The sequence below is a fragment of the Xanthomonas vasicola genome (assembly GCF_000772705.2).
In the GTDB taxonomy this organism is placed as follows: Bacteria; Pseudomonadota; Gammaproteobacteria; order Xanthomonadales; family Xanthomonadaceae; genus Xanthomonas; species Xanthomonas vasicola.
Genome location: NZ_JSBW02000048.1, coordinates 96,819 through 114,592 on the forward strand (window position 1 = coordinate 96,819; position 17,774 = coordinate 114,592).

Here is a 17,774-nt window from a genome sequence, read left to right on the forward strand (position 1 = left end):
GATCGACGCCGGAAACGCTCTATTCCGGATGGGCGTGTCAGGCATGGCGGGTTGCGAAGGATCATGGGCGGTCAGATGGCGAGCGTTTGCGAATCAGGAAGGCGGCATGTTGGTGGGCGCGTCTTGACGGACGCCGATCACGGCATGGAAGTCTCGCCTCCGACACACCACATGGCCGATGGCAGCCTAAATTTTTCCCGCCAGACTTGCGGACTCTGAAGTCTTCGAATGTCCCGTTTTGCGATCCGAATGACGCTCCAGTGCATGCGATGTCATTTTCTTGTCCTCTTCTGTGGGCAAGGTTTGTCCCTTAAGCCCTCGGCACGATCCAAGAGCGCCTGAACAGCATGTCGTGCGCTGATCCGGAATAGGCGAAACAAGCAGCACTGCTGCACACCTGTGGCGCCAGAAAAAACGTGTCCGTCGGTGCGGATCCTTTGGACCGATGGATTGCTCTGGCCCAGTGCACTCTGACACCGAGGGCGGTCAGGTCGAACCACCATCCTGCTGAGCTGCCGCGGCAACGGAGTGCCCATCTATAAAGGCTTTGCCACCCGCAGTCAGAGGAGCGATGTACGTGAAGAACAGAAGCTTGGGTGTTCAGCGGGCCGCAAGCTGATGCCGGAAGCAGCAAGCCGACAGCGACGGCTCCAGCAGGTTTGCCGGTACAGGCGCAGCAGCGCTCGCTGAGCCGACTGTCTTCTAGGACATAGACAAGTAAAAGATGGTCGTTGCCTGGCGCAGACCATCTACTGCACTAACCCAAGCGCAGCTTCCGAGCCTGCAGATGACCGAAGCGCTTGAACTGATGCTCAACGGTGTGAGCCTCGTGGAGATACCGACAGAGCCGGCGAACTTGGGCGATGCCGCACGCCGACGCTTCAGCAATGCCTCCTATGCCGGCTCACACAGGTGCTCGGCCATTGCCGCAGGCACCAACACACAATGTGCTGCAGGATGTCCTTTCGATCGAACAACACGCGCGACAGGGCGCGTTGGTGAAGCCATTGGTTAGTCGGGGCGTGTCAGGCGGGATGCCACAATGCGACAGGGCGTACCGAAGTACGCCCTGTCGCCGTTACCAATCTGCGGCTGCGCCTAGCCGCCCTGGTTGACGGACACGCTCAATTGTTGAGCACCAGGTCGGCAATGATGCCGGTGGCAATGGCGACCAGCAGCAGGTTGCCGCGGTCGTCGCGCTGCCAGCGGTAGCCGTACGGTGGGCGGCGCAGGTCATAGCGGTCGTAATCGTTCACCACATAGACCGGGCCGTGATACCGCTGGCCACGGGCCCAGTACGGACGCGGCGGCGGGCCGGGGCGGTAGTACCCAGGGCGGTCATAGACGTAGACACGATTGCGGTCGTAGCGGCGGTCCTGGTAACGCGCGTCCCGATAACCCTCGCGGTAGCCATTGCTGTAGTAGCGACGGTCCTGACGCCACTCGCGGCGGTCGTCACGGCGATCGTCGCGCCAGTCGCGGCGATGATCCGGGCCATGGTCGCGGTCATGTCCGCGGCGATCGTGGTCGCGGTCCCAATCCCCGGCGAACGCAGACGGTGCGAAGGCACCCAACGCCAGGATGGAGGAAAGCACAGCGGTAACGATGCGTTTGCGGTTCATGACAGCTCCTGTTCGCGGTGTCGTAATTTCATTAAGAGGATGGCCGCCTTAACGCATTCTTGCTGGAATCGATTACGAAAAAGCCTATTCAGGTCGGAAGCAAGGTGTCGTTTAGCTGCAAGCGCGCCGCCGCGGGCCAAGCCACTTGCCCGTATAATGGACGCAATCCCTTTTTCGCCGCCCCCGGCCTTGGCCGGCGGGCTGCCTGCGTCCCCGGAGCACCCATGTCGCAATACATTTACACCATGAACCGCGTCAGCAAGGTGGTCCCGCCCAAGCGGCAGATCATCAAGGACATCTCGCTGAGCTTCTTCCCAGGCGCCAAGATCGGCCTGCTCGGCCTGAACGGCGCGGGCAAGTCCACGGTGCTGAAGATCATGGCCGGCGTGGACACCGACTTCGAGGGCGAAGCCCGCCCGCAGGCCGGCATCAAGGTCGGTTATCTGGCCCAGGAACCGCAGCTCAATCCTGAGCACACCGTGCGCGAAGCGGTGGAAGAAGGCGTGGGCGACGTGCTGCAGGCACAGGCCGCGCTGGATGCGGTGTATCTGGCCTATGCCGAAGAAGGCGCCGATTTCGATGCGCTGGCCAAGGAACAGGAGCGCCTGGAAGCGATCCTGGCCGCCGGCGATGCACATACGCTGGAAAACCAGCTGGATGTCGCCGCCGATGCGCTGCGCCTGCCGCCGTGGGAAGCGATTGTCGGCAAGCTGTCCGGTGGTGAAAAGCGCCGCGTGGCGCTGTGCCGCCTGTTGCTGCAGAAGCCGGACATGCTGCTGCTCGACGAACCGACCAACCACTTGGACGCCGAGTCGGTGGAATGGCTGGAGCAGTTCCTGGCGCGCTACACCGGCACCGTGGTGGCGGTGACGCATGATCGCTACTTCCTCGACAACGCTGCCGAATGGATCCTGGAACTGGACCGCGGCCGCGGCATTCCGTGGAAGGGCAACTACACCGACTGGCTGACCCAGAAGGACGAGCGCCTCAAGCAGGAAGACAACCAGGAAAAGTCACGCCAGAAGGCGATCCAGAAGGAACTGGAATGGTCGCGCCAGAACGCCAAGGGCGGCCGCACCAAGGGCAAGGCACGTCTGGCTCGCCTGGAAGAGCTGCAATCGGTCGATTACCAGAAGCGCAACGAAACCAACGAGATCTTCATCCCGCCGGGCGAGCGCCTGGGTAACGCGGTGATGGAGTTCAAGAACGTCTCCAAGAAGTTCGGCGACCGCTTGTTGATCGACAATCTATCGATGATCGTGCCGCCTGGCGCCATCGTCGGCATCATCGGCCCCAACGGTGCCGGTAAGTCGACTCTCTTCAAGATGATCACCGGCCAGGAAAAGCCGGACTCCGGCGAGATCGTAGTCGGCCCCACCGTGCAGCTGTCCTATGTGGACCAGAGCCGCGACGCGCTGGAAGGCAACCACAACGTCTTCCAGGAAATTGCGGGCGGCCTGGACATCCTCAACATCAACGGCATCGAGATCCAGTCGCGCGCCTACATCGGTCGCTTCAACTTCAAGGGCCAGGACCAGCAGAAGATGGTCGGCTCGCTGTCCGGTGGTGAGCGTGGTCGTCTGCACATGGCCAAGACCCTGCTGCAGGGCGGTAACGTGCTGCTGCTCGACGAACCGTCCAACGACCTGGACATCGAAACCCTGCGTGCGCTGGAAGATGCGTTGCTGGAATTCCCCGGCAATACCTTCGTGATTTCGCATGACCGCTGGTTCTTGGACCGTATCGCCACGCACATCCTGGCCTTCGAAGGCGACTCGCACGTGGAGTTCTTCCAGGGCAATTACCGCGAGTACGAGGAAGACAAGCGCCGCCGCATGGGCGACGACGCCGGCCCGAAGCGTCTGCGTTTCAAGGCGCTGAAGTAAGTTGTCGTCGTTCAAAAAAAGGGCGCCGAAAGGCGCCTTTTTTATTCTCTACTTGGCGACTGGGCGCCGGCGATGGGCCTGTCTTGCCGAGCGGCGTTTGCCTATCGCGATGTATCTTGAGGCGCCCCGCAGCTAATGGTTCCTGCAAGTGCACTACCCGCGTGCATGCTTGCTGCCTACCGGGATGCGCCCTGCACATGCCTTAGTCCATCAACGACAGACCATAGAGATGTATTACAGGTCGTAAGACAGCACGTCTTCGAAACCGAAGGTGTCGAAGTTTTCGATGCGCGAGGGATACAGACGGCCGACCAGGTGGTCGTATTCGTGTTGCACCACACGTGCGTGGAAACCTTCGGCTTCGCGCTCGATCGGGCTGCCATCGGGTGCAACGCCGCGGTAGCGAATGTAGCGATAGCGTGGAATCACTGCGCGCAGGCCGGGGATCGACAAACAGCCCTCCCAGCCGTTTTCCATCTCTTCGGAGAGTGGTTCGATCTGTGCGTTGGCCAGGGCCGTACGCGGTACCGCAGGCGCTTCGGGATAGCGCTCGCTGGCGTCGAAGCCGAACACCATCAATTGCAGATCCACCGCGATCTGCGGCGCTGCCAAACCGACGCCACGCGCAGCGTCCATGGTTTCGAACATGTCGGCCACCAGCGCGTGCAACTCGGCGCTGCCCAGGTTGGTGACCGGTGGCGCCACACGCAGCAAGCGCTTGTCGCCCATGCGGATAATGTCGCGAATCATGCATGTGCTCCTGAAGATCGTGACGTGCAGTTTAGAGTGGCTGACAACACGTAGCGAGCAGTCTTCAGCCGGCCATAAACAGCGCGCGAGAACTGCAGTGTACGAGTGGTAGATGCCGGCATTTGTGCATGCCTCCTCCAAGCAGCGCTCGAGGCGCGTCGCGGTGGGTACAGTCCGCCTCGTTAGTCACTCACACAGCGGCATGTTATGCATGCAGACGGCATGTGCAGCAACCTGCTGATCAGTGGTTGATAGCCCTACGAGCCGCCGAACGGATACCCCATGGATGAGCGCACTACGTCCAATCGCCAACGCTGCAACCAGCGTGACAAGCGCAATGCCGGCTGCGCGCGCCGGTTGACCATGTCAGCGGCGGATGCGTTGCCCCGCCTCGTCCAGCAGACGCTCGCCGTCTTCCTTGACGAAGCCCTGCGTGTCTGGCGGCAACAGGTCGAGCACCAGTTCGGAGGGACGGCACAGGCGCGTGCCGCGCGGGGTCCGTACGAATGGGCGGTTGATCAGGATCGGGTGCGCGAGCATTGCGCTCAACAATGCCGTGTCGTCCAGGGCAGGATCGTCGAGCCCCAGTTCCAGATATAGCTTGCCTTTCTGGCGGATGGCCTCGCGAACCGTGATGCCGGCAGCGGCGATAAGCGACTGCAGCGTCTCGCGGCTTGGCGGGTGCTGCAGGTAATCGACGATTTGCGGTTCGACGCCGGCATGACGAATCAGCGCAAGGGTATTGCGGGACGTCCCGCAGCCGGGGTTGTGGTAGATGACGGCGTACATGGTGGTCTAGGGTTGACTGAGGATGTAGCGCGCTGCCGTCGACTGGCGTCGGGCGGCGCTGAGAGCGGCCAGTGTAAGAGTGGCCTTGTGGGTATGCCGAGCGCTGAGCGCGTGCGCGTTAGCAGGTTGGGTGACGACGCCAGGGAAGGCCGCTGGTGTGACATGCCGCTGGAGGCTGCAACCGTACCCTCATCCGCCCCTTCGGGGCACCTTCTCCCGGTGGGAGAGAAGCGCAGTTGATGCCTGCCGGGGCATCGGCCCTTCTGAAGCAGCGGGCTGCTTGGCTGAGCCAGCTCGGCACTGTGCCAGCGCGTGACCACGATCGTGCCCTGGCCTGCCTGCCTGCGCCTGCACCTATGCCTGCGCCCGCACCCGCGGCCGCGCCAACAATCTGTCTGGCTCCGAGCGACTCAGCGGTACCGGGCCCAAGAAATCCCCAGTCCACAAGCCCGTCGATGAATTTTTCAGGCTTCCGCCTCGCACTCGTCGGCGAATGCGTCAAAAGATTGACATAAGTCCCGGATTCATGATTCAGTCATGAACAGACTGAATGGAAGGATTCTCTCGAGCGCCGGTGTCAGCACGGCGTTTTTTCCCCTGTTGGACACAAGGAAACCCCAACGATGATGAGCTTTCGCAAGCCCGGATGGATGCTCTCCGGTCTGTTGTGTCTCGTGTGCCTGCCGGCAATCGCCGCAGCGCAGGAAGCGGCCACCAGCAGTTCAAAGGTCGGTATCGATCCCACCACCGGCAAGTTGCGCCCGCTGACCGACGCCGAGAGCGCGGCGCTGGAGCAGCAGGCCGCCGCGGCCAACTCCGCAGCCCGCAGAGCCGCACGCACCTCGGTTCCGCGGACCGAAGCGGCCGCACGCGCTACCGAGCGTCGCCTGCCCAACGGCACCGTGGCGCGCAAGTTGCCGGCCACCCAAATGAGTTCGCTGACGGCAACCCGCCAGGCCGACGGAAGCATCGTCATCGAACACAGCGAAGACGCCGATACCACCCAACCCGCCCACGCCGAGCACGGAGCGCTGCCGCATGAATAAGCCCTTGTTGCTGTTGTCTCTGGCCGTGGCTGCGGCACTGGCACCGCTGCATGCATCGGCGGCCAATGTCACGCTGATCAATGGCGATGCCGGCACCGTGGTCGGCTTGAACGACCCGACCGCTGCCTCGCCGTTGGGCGGCAATCCGGGGCGCTCGATCGGTGAGCAACGCCGCATCGCATACCAGTACGCAATGGACCTGTGGGGCGCGGTGCTGCAGAGCAACGTCGAGATCAAGGTGCATGCCTCGTTCGCACGGCTGAACTGTACCGCCACCGGCGGCACGCTGGGCCAGGCCGGCCCGAACTGGATCGTCAACAACTTCCCCGGTGCCAAGGCCAATACGTTGTACCCGTCCGCGCTTGGCGATGCGATCGCCGGGCAGGACCTGGTGCCGGATCCGGCCGATCCGGCCGACGTGTTTTCGCAGTTCAACGGCGACCTGGGCAAGGACGATTGCCTGGCCGGCTCGGGCTGGTATCTGGGTCTGGACGGCAAGACACCCGAAGGCCAGATCAACTTCCTCAACGTGGTGATGCATGAGATCGGCCATGGTCTGGGCGCGGCGGGCTTTCTCAACAAAACCACCGGCGTGCTGGGTTCGGGCAGCGGCCTGACCGACGTCTACACCTCGCAGGCCTACGACAACGTTCAGAACAAGCGCTTCGACGACCCGACCATGACCAACGCTATGCGCGCCGAAGCGATGCGTACGCCCGGCCGTACGGTATGGGCCGGGACGCGCGTGAACCGCGAGGCGGCGTTGATCCTGGATCCGCGCACGCTGCTACGCGTCACCGCACCGGCCAGCGCTGCGGGCAAGTTCGAAGTGGGCTTTGCCAGCTTCGGTCCGCTGGCCACGGCGGCCAATTTTCCGGCGCGTTCGGTGCTGACGGTCAACGACGGCGTGGCGGCCGCATCGGCCAGCGATGGCTGCGAAACCCCGTTCGTCAATGCGGCCGATGTGGCCGGCAAGGTGGCGCTGATCGACCGCGGCACCTGCGCGTTCGCGATCAAGGTGAAGAATGCGCAGCTCAATGGCGCGGTAGGCGTCATCGTCGCCAACAACGCGGCCGATGTGCAGACGATGGGCAACGCAGCACCGCCGATCACCGACATCACCATCCCCACCATCATGGTCTCGCAGGCCGATGGCGAGCGCCTGAAGAGAAGCACTGCGGTGGTCGCTGCGCTGTACGAAGATCCGCAGCTGCTGCAGGGCACCGACAGCGCAGGCCGCACGCGGCTGTACTCGCCTAGCGTCGTGGCGGGCGGTTCGACGTTCTCGCACTTCGATACCGATCTGCAGCCCAATGCCTTGATGGAGCCGTTCGACACGCCGGAAGTGCAGGCGCATGTCAACTTCGACCTGACCGCGGCGCTGTTTGCCGACATCGGTTGGACCTTGAACACCGGGCCGGCCAAGTTGGGCACCTGCAGCACCTTGGTCCCGACGGTGGAGACCGGCGGCCTGATTCCCGGTGCGAACGTGTCTGCCGAAAGCAGCTTGTGCAAAACGCAGAACGTCGGCAACCGCCTGGGTTACCTGACCTGCATGGACGAACACGCGCGCGAGTTGCAGAGCCAGGGCGTGATCAGCCGCGTGCAACAGGCAGCGGTCTTCGTCTGCGCCACCAAGGTGCGTCCGTAAGCGATAAACGTGGTGTGTGAGATTGTGTGATGCGAACGGCGCCGCAAGGCGCCGTTTGTTTATTCGCACTCGTGCTGTTCAGTGCAGGCGAGTGCATCGATGCAACGCTGCGGCGACAAAGAAGGCGTGGCCATGAAGCGTGCGGAGGCCATGCATAGGCATCCAGCTGCCCCTTGGCCCACTGCACAGAACTGCTCCGCACGATCACCGCGATGCGGAGGATCTGCCACGTAATCAGTTCCCAGACCGCGTGGCCGGATTTTCGGCAGTGCATGCCACCCTGCCTCAATCCGGTGGTGTGTGGTTACGCCGTTTGGCTAAGCCTCTGCCATGGGCGGCAGCCCAAACACGTCGCGCAGATAGCGCAAATACCCGATGTCCTCGCACATGCTCTTGCCGGGCGAATCGCTGAGCTTGGCCACCGGCTGGCCATTGCAGCGCACCATCTTGATGACGATCTGCAGCGGCGTCGGCCCCAGATCGTTGGTCAGGCTAGTACCCACCCCGAAGGCCAGCCGGCAGCGGGGATGGAAATGCGCATACAGGCGCATCACCTTGTCGATATTGAGGCCGTCGCTAAACACCAACACCTTCGTGCGTGGATCAATGCGGTGCGCTTCCAGATGCGCGATGACGCGTTCGCCCCATTCGAACGGGTCGCCCGAATCGTGGCGCATGCCGTCGAACAACTTGCAGAAATACAGGTCGAAATCGCGCAGGAACGCATCCAGCCCGACCACGTCCGACAACGCGATGCCCAGATCGCCACGGTATTCGCGCGCCCACGATTCCAGCGCCGCCACCTGCGAATCGCGCAACCGCGGCCCTAATGCCTGGAAGGCCTGCAGATATTCGTGCGCCATCGTCCCCAGCGGGGTCAACCCGTACTGCTTGGCGAAATACACGTTACTGGTACCAACGAACTGTTCGCCCAGGCCATCGCGCAACAGCGGCAGCAATTGGCCATGCCATTGCCGCGAGTAACGCCGGCGCGTGCCGTAATCAGCAATCTTGCAGCCGGCCGGCATGCTGCGCAGGCTGCTCACCTTCTCGCGCAGGCGGCTGCGGCCTTCTTCGAAATCCGGCTCGGAGGTATTGCGGAACCAGACCTCGTTGATGATCGCCAGCAGCGGTACCTCGAACAGGATGGTGTGCAACCACGGGCCGCGGATGGTCAGTTCGATCTCGCCCGGATGAGTCGCCGATGCGGTGAGGCTCAGATACTTGCGATCTAGATGAAACAACGCCAGGAAGTCGGCAAAGTCCGGCTTGATGAAGCGCAGGCTGCGCAGGTAATCCACCTCATCCTCGCGCAGCCGCAACCGGCACAGCGCATCGATCTCGCGCGAAATCTCGTCGATGAACTGCGCCAGGTCCACGCCGGGAGTGCGGCATTTGAAGCGGTAATCCACCTGCGCGGCGGGATGCTGGTGCAGCACCGCCTGCATCATGGTGAATTTGTACAGATCGGTGTCGAGCAGCGAATGGATGATCATGGCGCCGGATTATGCCCGCTGCAGCGATGCCGGCGTGTGCACTGGCCAAGATCCGAGTGACAGCGTCGTGCGTTGAACCTGCGTTTGAGGACGTGCCTTTGCTCACAGGGGCGCTGGTTGGTCTCGACTAGTCCTGAGTAGTGCATTCAACAGCGGAACGCGCGCGTCGCGATCACGAACGCGCAGCAGCCGCGCCCGCCTGACGCGCGGAGAAGTTACGCAACACACTTGTGTCGTAGCGACCTACAACGGCTGACACAATGCAGACGCGTCTATTGTGCGCGTCCTTCCAGCAGAAATTCGGCGCGCTGGACGCGCTGACGCAAAGTTCAAATTTGATCTGCGTGCTCCACCGGCAGGCGTCGCGGCATGTTCATGCTCGCTGGGATCATCGAAACTTTCCAAGTAGACCGCAACTCGCTGTCGCCAACCGAGTGTGGTCGGCGCGCTGGACCGCAGCGTGCGAGCGCTGCAGGTCGATCTCAAGCACCGGCAGCGCCCTGCCCTTCGGCAAGCACAGTCGTTTACTCGCCGCTCTTAGCGCGCCAGCACCTGCTGCGCCGGCTTGCCCTGCACGGTGAAGTCGCTGTCGCCCGGGCCACCGGCCTTGGGGTCGGTGTACCAGCACCACAGCGCGATGCCTTCCACGCCATGCGCCTGCAGCACCTTGCGCCACTGTTGCAGCACCTGCAGCTGCAGCTTGGTATCGACGGCGGCCGTGCGTTGCTCCGGGCTTTCCCACGGCGCCGCCAGACTGCCGCGCGCCGAACGCAGGCCCAGCTCGGCCACCCACACCGGCTTGCCGACACGCTGACCCAACTGCTGCAGGCGTTGCGCGGCAGCGTTCATTTCGGCGGTGCGCGCATCGGCAGCGTCGGACAGGCGCGGATACAGGCTGGTGCCCACCGCATCGAACAACGACCAGTAACGGAAGCTCTCGGCATGCTCCATGCCGTCGGCCACGTACAGCAGTTTTCCGGTGTAGACCTTGCGTACTGCCGCGACCAACGCCGGCCATTGCGGCGCGTCCTGCAATTTGTGCAATTCGGTGCCGATCACCAACGCTTCGGCGTGTTCGTCCTGGGCCACCTTGGCCAACGGCAGCAGCGCGTTCTGATACGCCGCAAACCAGGCTGCTTGATCGGTGGGCGCGGCATCGCCCGCCCAATGTCCCGGAATCCAGACATGCACTTTGAGCGCTGGCTGCAAGCCAGCCTGGAGGCTTGCTCGCAACGCAGCGCGCATGGCCTTTACACTGCTGTCGCTGCCCAACACCGGGTCGTTGGACTGCGGGTCGGCCTGCCACACGAACGCAACCAGCAGCGCCTTGCTGGCGCCGGTCTTGGCTAAGGCATCCAACGACTGCGCTGCAGCCTGGCTATCCCACGGTGCATTAGCGGACACCTTGACGTTGGCACCCATCCACGTGGGCGCGGCGGCGTTGCAGCCGTTTGCCAGCAGACAAACGCCGATCAACGTTGCGATGCTTAGAACGCGCTTGAACATGCAGCAGACACCTCGGCATTCGGCGGCGCCGCGTGTTGAGCACACGCTGTCGCCCGCAGGGATGCATTGTTCTTGTCCGTCGGCGCCACCGTGGCCGCTGACGGGTTTGCCTGGTTGGCGTAGTCCGCAGGTGCTACTGCAGTTGGCGCCACGACAGCACTATCCGCCGTCGCCGGCCGTACCACGCCAGCATCCTGCGTAGCAGCGGCAACCGATGCACTCACCGGCAACGCCACCGGCTCCGTCATGACAACAGGCTCGCCCTGCATCAGGGAGTGTTCGTCGCCAGTTGCGGCATTCATCCAGCTGCCCCATCCCTGCGGCTGCGCCCAAACCGCACCCACCAGGCCCAGCAGCAGCAATCCGGCCGCCTGGCCGCGCTGGTCGACGTGCAGCGCGCGCAACAACAACGCCACCGGGACCCAGAGCAGCAGCAAGGCATCAAAGCCAGCCCAGCCGAATGCGAACGACAACGCCGCAGCGCAGATCACGGTGCCGGCACTGGCCACCACGCCACGCGTCAGCGCGCCACTACGCGTCCGCGTCACCAGCGCCAGGACCGGGAAGCACACCGCTGCCGCAACGCCCCAACGCACCGCCGGCAACCAGCCTTCGGCGTGACCCGCCAGCGGCAATGGCAACGGGTTGGAGGCCGGCGCGATATTGAGCATCGTCGGCCACGGCGCATTGAATACGATCAGATTGACGTACGCCCACATGCCGATCAGAAACGCGAACGGCAGGTAACACACCAGATAAAACGAACCCGGCGCCTTGCGCAGCATCTGTGGCGGCATCACCAACAACAGCCACGGCGCGACCATCGTCGACAGCGCCAGCGTCTGCAGATCCAGACACAGCAGGATGCATAACCAGCCGGCAATCCGCAGATAAGTGAAGGCTTCCACCTGCGCCTGCAACCGGCGCAAGGTGCGGCACAAGCCGTAGAAAGCCAACAGCCCTACCGCATGACTGCCACCGGCAGCGATCGGCAGCAGGAACAGCGGATTGCACCCAACCAGCAACGTCAGAGCGCTGGCCCAGCCACGTCCGAACACGCCGGCCAGATCGCGCCACAGCAGCGACAGGAACAGTGCGTTCGCGGCGACCGCCACGAACGGCCACACCTGGAACGGCAGATTCCAGCCATGTTGAGTGAGATCGACTACCCACCCCAACAAGCCGGTCGCCGGCAGTCCGCCACCCGGTGCGTACACCGTCGCCGCAGTGCCCACCGACTGCACCAGCAACGGCTGGCTCAGCAGCGACAACGCCACCACGGCGATCAGGAACGCCGGCAGCCCACTATCGTGCCGCGTCGCGATCGGCTCACTCTTCGAGTGCGGCACGGCGCTCGTTTTCCGAATGCTTGCTGATGCCATGCGTAGTCTTCTCCCAATAGAACGGATTGTGGATCAACTGCCACAACCCCTTGTAGGCAGCGATCGACTGCAACGCCCAGTAGAACGGTACCGTCAGCGCGTACGGCGCCAGCTTGAAGTAGTCGCGCTTGAACGCAGCGACCAGCGTGATGTAGATGAAGAACGCATTGGCCAGCAGCAGATTGACCAGTGAGACAGCAGCCAACCACGGCGGGAAGAAGCGCTCGAACATCGTGGTGCCTGTGAGCATCCACACCGCGTACAACGCCCATAGCACCGGCACGCCCAAGGCAGTGAAGAAGCCGCCGCCGATGAAGAACTGAAAGCCCCAGAACCCCTTGAAGCCGGTACTGCGATACAGATGCACCGGGTCGCGCATGTGCACCAGCCAGGTCTGCATATAACCCTTGAGCCAGCGCGAACGCTGCCGGATCCAGTTGGGAATACTGACGTTTGCTTCTTCGAACGTGGTGGAATTGACCACATTGACGCGGTAGCCGTTCTGGATCAGCCGCACGCCCAGATCGGCGTCTTCGGTGACGTTGTACGGGTCCCATGCGCGCACCTGGCGCAACACGTCCAGGCGAAAGTGATTGGAGGTGCCGCCCAACGGGATCGGAATGCGCAGGTATTCCAGCGCTGGCAGGTAGAAGTCGAACCAGAGGGTGTACTCCAGCGTGAACATCCGCGTCAGCCAGTTTTCGTCAGCGTTGTAGTAGTTCAGCCGCGCCTGGATGCACACCACATTCTTCTCGGCCTTGCGGAATGCCGCCACCACGCGCTTGAGCTGATCCGGCTCGGGTTTGTCTTCGGCGTCGTAGATGGTGAGCAATTCACCGCGCGCAAAGTGCAGCGCGTAGTTGCAGGCCTTGGGCTTGGTCTTGGGCTGCGACGGCGGCACCCGGATGATTTCGAAGAAGGCTTCCAGGCCGAGTTTCTTGGCCGCTTCGATGGTGTCGAAATCGTCCGCTTCCAGCACCAGCTTCACATCCAGCTTGCTGATCGGGTAGTCCAGCTTGCGAAGCGCGTTGGCCAGAATCGGCAGGACTTCCGGCTCCTTGTACATCGGCACCAGCACGGTATAGACCGGCAGGTCGTCGTCGTTTAATGCGGCCACTTCGTCTTCGGTGACCTTGATGTCGATGCGGTGGCGCGAGCCGAACCACACCAGCAGCAACTTCAAACCGAAGGTGGCCAGAAAGCCCAGCGCCACCAGCACGTTGACGGTGATCAATGCAGGCACTGGGAATAACACCAGCGTGACCAGCATGACCGCAGCCAATGCCCACAACACGAACTTCTGCCCGCGCGTGACCACCTGGCGTGCGGAATAGGTCGGCGCATGCGCGGCAAGCAGATTCAGCGCGTTGTCGGTGAGCTGCTCATCGGCGTAGCGCTGCAGGCTCCAGATGATGTCGAACTTGGCGGTGCCGACAAAGCGCACGTCTTCGCCGTAATGCGCACGCGCCCAGGCGAACAGCGCCGGATCCGGGTCGGCCACGGCCAGCACCAGCACGCCGTCTTCGCGCCGCCACGGCAACACCAAGCGTTGCGCGTAACTATCCAGATCGCCGGAAGTGAGCAGCGCAGGATCCGGTGACTGCTGCACCAGATCGATGAATTGCAGCCCGAAGTGCGCCGCAACGATGGCGTAGAACCGCTGCGCCGGCACACCGCGCTGGGCCAGAATCACATCGCCCAGGCGCGAGTTCCAGCGCTGCTGCAAGGCCAGCGCCGAGCGCAGCTGTTCGTCGGTGATGACGCCTGCCGAAACCAGCGCACGACCTAGCAAACCGCGCTCGCGGCCGATGTCCGGCGCGCGTCCCAGCGCTTCCATTTCGCAGGTGACCGTCATGTGGGGGGAGCCCTTAGAAACGCCACCAGGCGGCCACGAATGGCCCGCCTGCGGCACCGGTGTTGCGGCCCATCACCGGCTGCTGATAGCCCACCTGCCACTGGCTGCCGCCCGGCGCCGTGTACAGCGTGGACAGCTGCAGCTTGGTGAGATCGTAGTTGGTGCCGGTGGCGACGAAGCCAACGCCACCGGCGCTGCCGGCAACGTCGAAGTTGCCACGCCCGTTGCCCAACCCTTGAATCACGTTGAGTTCGCCCAACAGCAACCAGCTCGGCGCCAGGCTCAGACCTGTGGACGCGTCCACGCGCAGTTCGTCGGACGCAGCGCTCCCGCGCAGGCGGACAGCGCCACCTAGATCGACGTAGCCGTTGTGGTCGCCAAGTGTGTAACCGCGGCCACGGCTATAACGCAGCTCAAGACCATAGTCGCCGAGGCCGAGCGCAGGGTCGGAATTGGCGGAAGGGTTGTTCGGGTGGTAGGTCTTGCTACGCCCATAAGCCGGGATGCTCACCAACGCCTGCACGGAACTGCGCCAGACATCGTCCTGCGCGCTCGGCAGCGCATAGCGCAGGCCGATTTCCTGATCGGCAAAACCAGTCGTTGTGGTTTTCTGCCGGCCGTTGACGGCATCGTGGTTGCTGAAACCGACGTCGTTGAAATAGAAATTACCGATGAAGCTGAGCTTCTCGGTCAGACCATGCTCGACGTAGACGTTGAGCTGATCCTGCCGACTGCGGCCGTTGCCATCGAACTCTTGGCCGTCACCAAACGTTGTGCGGTGATGACCGTCGTCGAACCACCCACGGCCATCGCTATGCAACGCCTTGATGATCACCAACGTGTCGCCCTGCGGCTGGGTCCAGGCACCGGCCAGGGCGGTGCCCGGCAACGCGACCAGCAGGCAGCTCAGTGCAAGCGCCGATGCCACCGACGGCGCACGATGTTGCGTTGGATTGGGGTGACACGGCGAGGCAACCAAGCTGGACTGCAGCGGGTTAGCGCACCGCTGACGGCCCCGTAATTGCGGGTCGTTCTGTAAAGACATTGCACGATTCCTGACGGGGGAGCAGGGGGGGACAGGACGCTAGAGACTGATCACTGTTCGGGCGAAACCTATCACAGTTCCAATCCGCCACTCATCACCGATTTATCACAAATTTAACGCGTCTGAGGCGATTTCTGCTGTAACAACCGCGGCACCTGCGCAGCTGCATGGGTCCAGATCGCAAGCCACACGCCGAGCTGAGTGAATAGCCCGCGCTGGCTAGCTTCGAACTTGCGGAAATAGCGCCACAATCCACGATGTTTGTGCCATTCCACGAAAAATGGCCGCGCGCGGCTGGAGACGCCGCGCACATGCAGCACCTGCAGATCGTTAGCCACCGCCACCAGGGCGCCGGCCTGGCGGGCACGCCGGCACAGGTCCAGATCTTCGGCATGCAGCCGGTAACTGCCGTCCCAGCCGTCCAGCCGGTCGAACAGGCTGCGCTGCATCAGCATCAATGCGCCGGAAATCGCGTCCACCGGCTGCAAGGCCCGTGACGGGTCGGCCGGCACCGCCAGGCTGGCGGCGGCGCGCGGCGCGCGCAGCATCGCTGCAAAGTCCGGGTCGCGGCGGCGCACGGCCGCGTCCGGCCGCCCCTGCTCGTCCACCTGTTCAACCCCCAGCAGCACCGCCGGATGTCCCGCTGCGCGGTCGCATAGCTGCAACAAGGTGTCGCGTTCGACCATCAGGTCTGGGTTGATAAAGACCAGCCAGGGCGCCTGCGAGTCGCGCGCGCCCTGGTTGCAGGCGGTGGCGAAACCGGGGTTGTCGGGGTTGGCGACGAAATGCAGCCGTGCATCGGCCAGGGCATGGCGCTGCACCACTTCCAGGGTGTCGTCGCTGGAGGCGTTATCGACCACCCGGATCTCGCTGATGCCCTCGGCCGCGCGCAATCGCGACAGGCACGCATCGATGGTGCTGCTGCTCTGATAGGTGACGACGACGGCGGCGATCTGGACGGGAGTCATCCGGGCATTATCCAGCGCCGGAGCGGCGCAACGCCATCTCGGGTTCGCTGCTGCACGATGCGCGTCAGGCGCTGCCGCGGCCGCATTTGCATTGATGTCGGGGCATGCGGGTAGACATTGCACCACGCTCCCGCTTGCAAAGCAGTTACTCGCGCGAACACACCTTGCGACATAGCGCCATAGCGACCCATCCACGCAAGGCGCATACTGCGCGCCCGGAGCCGCCATGCGGTCTCCGTTCGCGACTTTTGCGCGACCAGCAAAACGACTGTGCAGCCATCAGGCGAGCGCGGGCGGCACTCGATGCATGTACACGCGTACATCCGCTTCAGCGCACACCGCCCGCACCCATCTGATCGCCAGCCGTTTTGCCATTCGCTTTTGGTGCACTCCACACCTGATTGTTGAGATGACGGTTAGCGACCTTTCGGTTTCGCGCTGCCTTTTCATGCATTGCGTTGCTGCCGCCTGATGGCGGATGCGATGCAACAACGGCCCGGCAGCGCCGTTCTTGTCCTTGGCGGCGCATGCGCCGCCTCAGCCGCTTCTCCTCCGATTACCTGGTCTATACCACTGGCTAACACCGCACGATCCCTGCTGCCGGGAGTCAGCCGATGAACGTGCCGCATCAGGTGCATGGCATGAGCCTGGAACTGGCGCTGCCGGACTGGCCGGTGCTGACCACCGATGAAATCCATCGCGTGCTGCAGGGGTTTCCGGCGCTTGGCCGCCTCACCGAGGTGCGTTGGCATAGCGCGCGCCCGTTCTCGGCGGCGGCTTGCGTGGAAACTGCGAGCGGCCCGGTCATCGTCAAGCGCCACCATCGCAGCGTGCGCAGCGTCGCCGCGCTGCGCGAGGAACACAGCTTTATTGCCCATCTGCGCTGGGCCGGCGCGCCGGTGGTGGAGGTGCTGCATGACGCCCAGGGCCGCACCGCGCTGGCCTACGACGATTGGGTGTACGAAGTGCAGCGCGTCGGCGCCGGGCGCGACCTCTACCGCGATGCCTTGTCGTGGACACCATTCACCGACCTTGCCCATGCGCGGGCGGCCGGGGCCGCGCTGGCGCAACTGCACAACGCCGCCCAGGGCTTCGATGCACCGGCGCGCTCCACCAGCGTGTTGGTTGCCAACCTGCGGCTGTTTGCGCAAGCAGACCCGTTGCAGGCGTTGCACGATGCCTTGTCAACGCGGCCGCACCTGGCAGCCGCCTTGCAACACCGCCCCTGGCAACATGACATCGCCACTCATCTGCTGCCCTGGCATGCGCGTGCGTGGCCGCTGCTGTGCGCGCCGGGCGCGCTACCGCCGCTGTGGACGCATGGCGACTGGCACGCATCCAACCTGCTGTGGGACACGGTCGACGGGCACACCCGCGTCAGCACCATCTTCGACTTCGGGCTGACCGATTGCAGCAGCGCGCTGTTCGATCTGGCGACCGCTATCGAACGCAACCTCATCCCCTGGCTACGGCTGGACACCGACGCACGCGCGCAGGCCGAGCTTGCTCAGCTGGACGCGCTGCTGGATGGCTACGCGCAGCATCGCCCACTGGATGCCAACCAGTTACGCCGCCTAGCCGCACTACTGCCGATCGTGCATGCCGACTTCGCCCTGAGCGAAATCGAATATTTCGCCGGCGTCACGCGTTCGTTCGCCAACGCCGACATCGCCTATCACCGCTATCTGCTCGGCCACGCGGACTGGTTTGCCAGCGCCGATGGTCAGCAGCTGCTTGAGCATCTGCATGCGCGTGCGCGGCGGGTGCCGTGAGCGCCT

Annotated in this window: 13 protein-coding genes and 1 other RNA gene; 4 read left to right on the forward strand and 10 right to left on the reverse strand. The window is 63.5% G+C overall.

The window, feature by feature from the left end; translation table 11 throughout:
• Positions 1–1,124 precede the first annotated feature (1,124 nt).
• A complete protein-coding gene (locus NX05_RS13510) occupies positions 1,125–1,622 on the reverse strand; it encodes an RcnB family protein (protein WP_010381857.1) in 498 nt (165 codons plus the stop codon).
• Between the two features lie 224 nt (positions 1,623–1,846).
• Between NX05_RS13510 and ettA the strand changes: the two genes are divergently transcribed.
• The gene (gene ettA, locus NX05_RS13515) at positions 1,847–3,508 is read left to right on the forward strand and encodes an energy-dependent translational throttle protein EttA (RefSeq protein WP_010367724.1); all 1,662 of its coding nucleotides are present in this window, start codon (positions 1,847–1,849) and stop codon (positions 3,506–3,508) included.
• 234 nt (positions 3,509–3,742) lie between these two features.
• On the opposite strand, the gene def is transcribed toward ettA, so the two are convergent.
• The 3 genes from def to arsC form a co-directional block, all read right to left on the reverse strand.
• Positions 3,743–4,258 carry a peptide deformylase gene (gene def / locus NX05_RS13520; RefSeq protein WP_017118342.1) on the reverse strand — a complete coding sequence of 172 codons (516 nt, stop codon included), beginning with the start codon at positions 4,256–4,258 and terminating at the stop codon, positions 3,743–3,745.
• A gap of 38 nt (positions 4,259–4,296) precedes the next feature.
• Positions 4,297–4,372, reverse strand: a non-coding RNA gene (locus NX05_RS22645) — sX9 sRNA.
• Between the two features lie 252 nt (positions 4,373–4,624).
• Complete coding sequence (arsC, locus tag NX05_RS13525; protein WP_039436622.1) at positions 4,625–5,047, reverse strand: arsenate reductase (glutaredoxin); 423 nt, start codon at positions 5,045–5,047, stop codon at positions 4,625–4,627.
• Positions 5,048–5,670: 623 nt separating this feature from the next.
• Between arsC and NX05_RS13530 the strand changes: the two genes are divergently transcribed.
• Positions 5,671–6,093, forward strand: a complete 423-nt coding sequence (locus tag NX05_RS13530; RefSeq protein WP_039436620.1) for a post-PEP-CTERM-1 domain-containing protein — start codon at positions 5,671–5,673, stop codon at positions 6,091–6,093.
• Positions 6,086–7,744 (forward strand): PA domain-containing protein, encoded by a 1,659-nt coding sequence (locus tag NX05_RS13535; RefSeq protein WP_039436619.1) that lies wholly within the window; start codon positions 6,086–6,088, stop codon positions 7,742–7,744. Before NX05_RS13530 ends, NX05_RS13535 begins: the two co-directional genes overlap by 8 nt.
• Before the next feature lie 317 nt (positions 7,745–8,061).
• Here the strand turns inward: NX05_RS13535 and pncB are convergent, their stop codons facing one another.
• From pncB to NX05_RS13565, 6 genes are all read right to left on the reverse strand, one after another.
• On the reverse strand, positions 8,062–9,240 hold the full coding sequence (gene pncB, locus NX05_RS13540) for a nicotinate phosphoribosyltransferase (protein ID WP_039436616.1): 1,179 nt from the start codon (positions 9,238–9,240) through the stop codon (positions 8,062–8,064).
• 537 nt (positions 9,241–9,777) lie between these two features.
• Positions 9,778–10,746, reverse strand: a complete 969-nt coding sequence (locus tag NX05_RS13545; protein WP_039436614.1) for a glycoside hydrolase family 113 — start codon at positions 10,744–10,746, stop codon at positions 9,778–9,780.
• Positions 10,728–12,026, reverse strand: coding sequence for a hypothetical protein (locus NX05_RS13550; RefSeq protein ID WP_164722234.1), 1,299 nt, complete (start codon positions 12,024–12,026; stop codon positions 10,728–10,730). The genes NX05_RS13545 and NX05_RS13550 overlap by 19 nt, the downstream gene beginning before the upstream one ends.
• 49 nt (positions 12,027–12,075) lie before the next feature.
• Positions 12,076–13,983 carry a glycosyltransferase family 2 protein gene (locus tag NX05_RS13555; protein ID WP_010381878.1) on the reverse strand — a complete coding sequence of 636 codons (1,908 nt, stop codon included), beginning with the start codon at positions 13,981–13,983 and terminating at the stop codon, positions 12,076–12,078.
• Between the two features lie 13 nt (positions 13,984–13,996).
• Positions 13,997–15,028: a hypothetical protein gene (locus NX05_RS13560; protein WP_039436611.1), complete on the reverse strand. Its 1,032-nt coding sequence runs from the start codon at positions 15,026–15,028 to the stop codon at positions 13,997–13,999.
• Between the two features lie 113 nt (positions 15,029–15,141).
• On the reverse strand, positions 15,142–15,996 hold the full coding sequence (locus NX05_RS13565) for a glycosyltransferase family 2 protein (protein ID WP_039436609.1): 855 nt from the start codon (positions 15,994–15,996) through the stop codon (positions 15,142–15,144).
• Positions 15,997–16,610: 614 nt separating this feature from the next.
• On the opposite strand from NX05_RS13565, the gene NX05_RS13570 reads away from it, so the two are divergent.
• Positions 16,611–17,768, forward strand: a complete 1,158-nt coding sequence (locus NX05_RS13570) for a phosphotransferase enzyme family protein (RefSeq protein ID WP_039436607.1) — start codon at positions 16,611–16,613, stop codon at positions 17,766–17,768.
• Positions 17,769–17,774 lie beyond the last annotated feature (6 nt).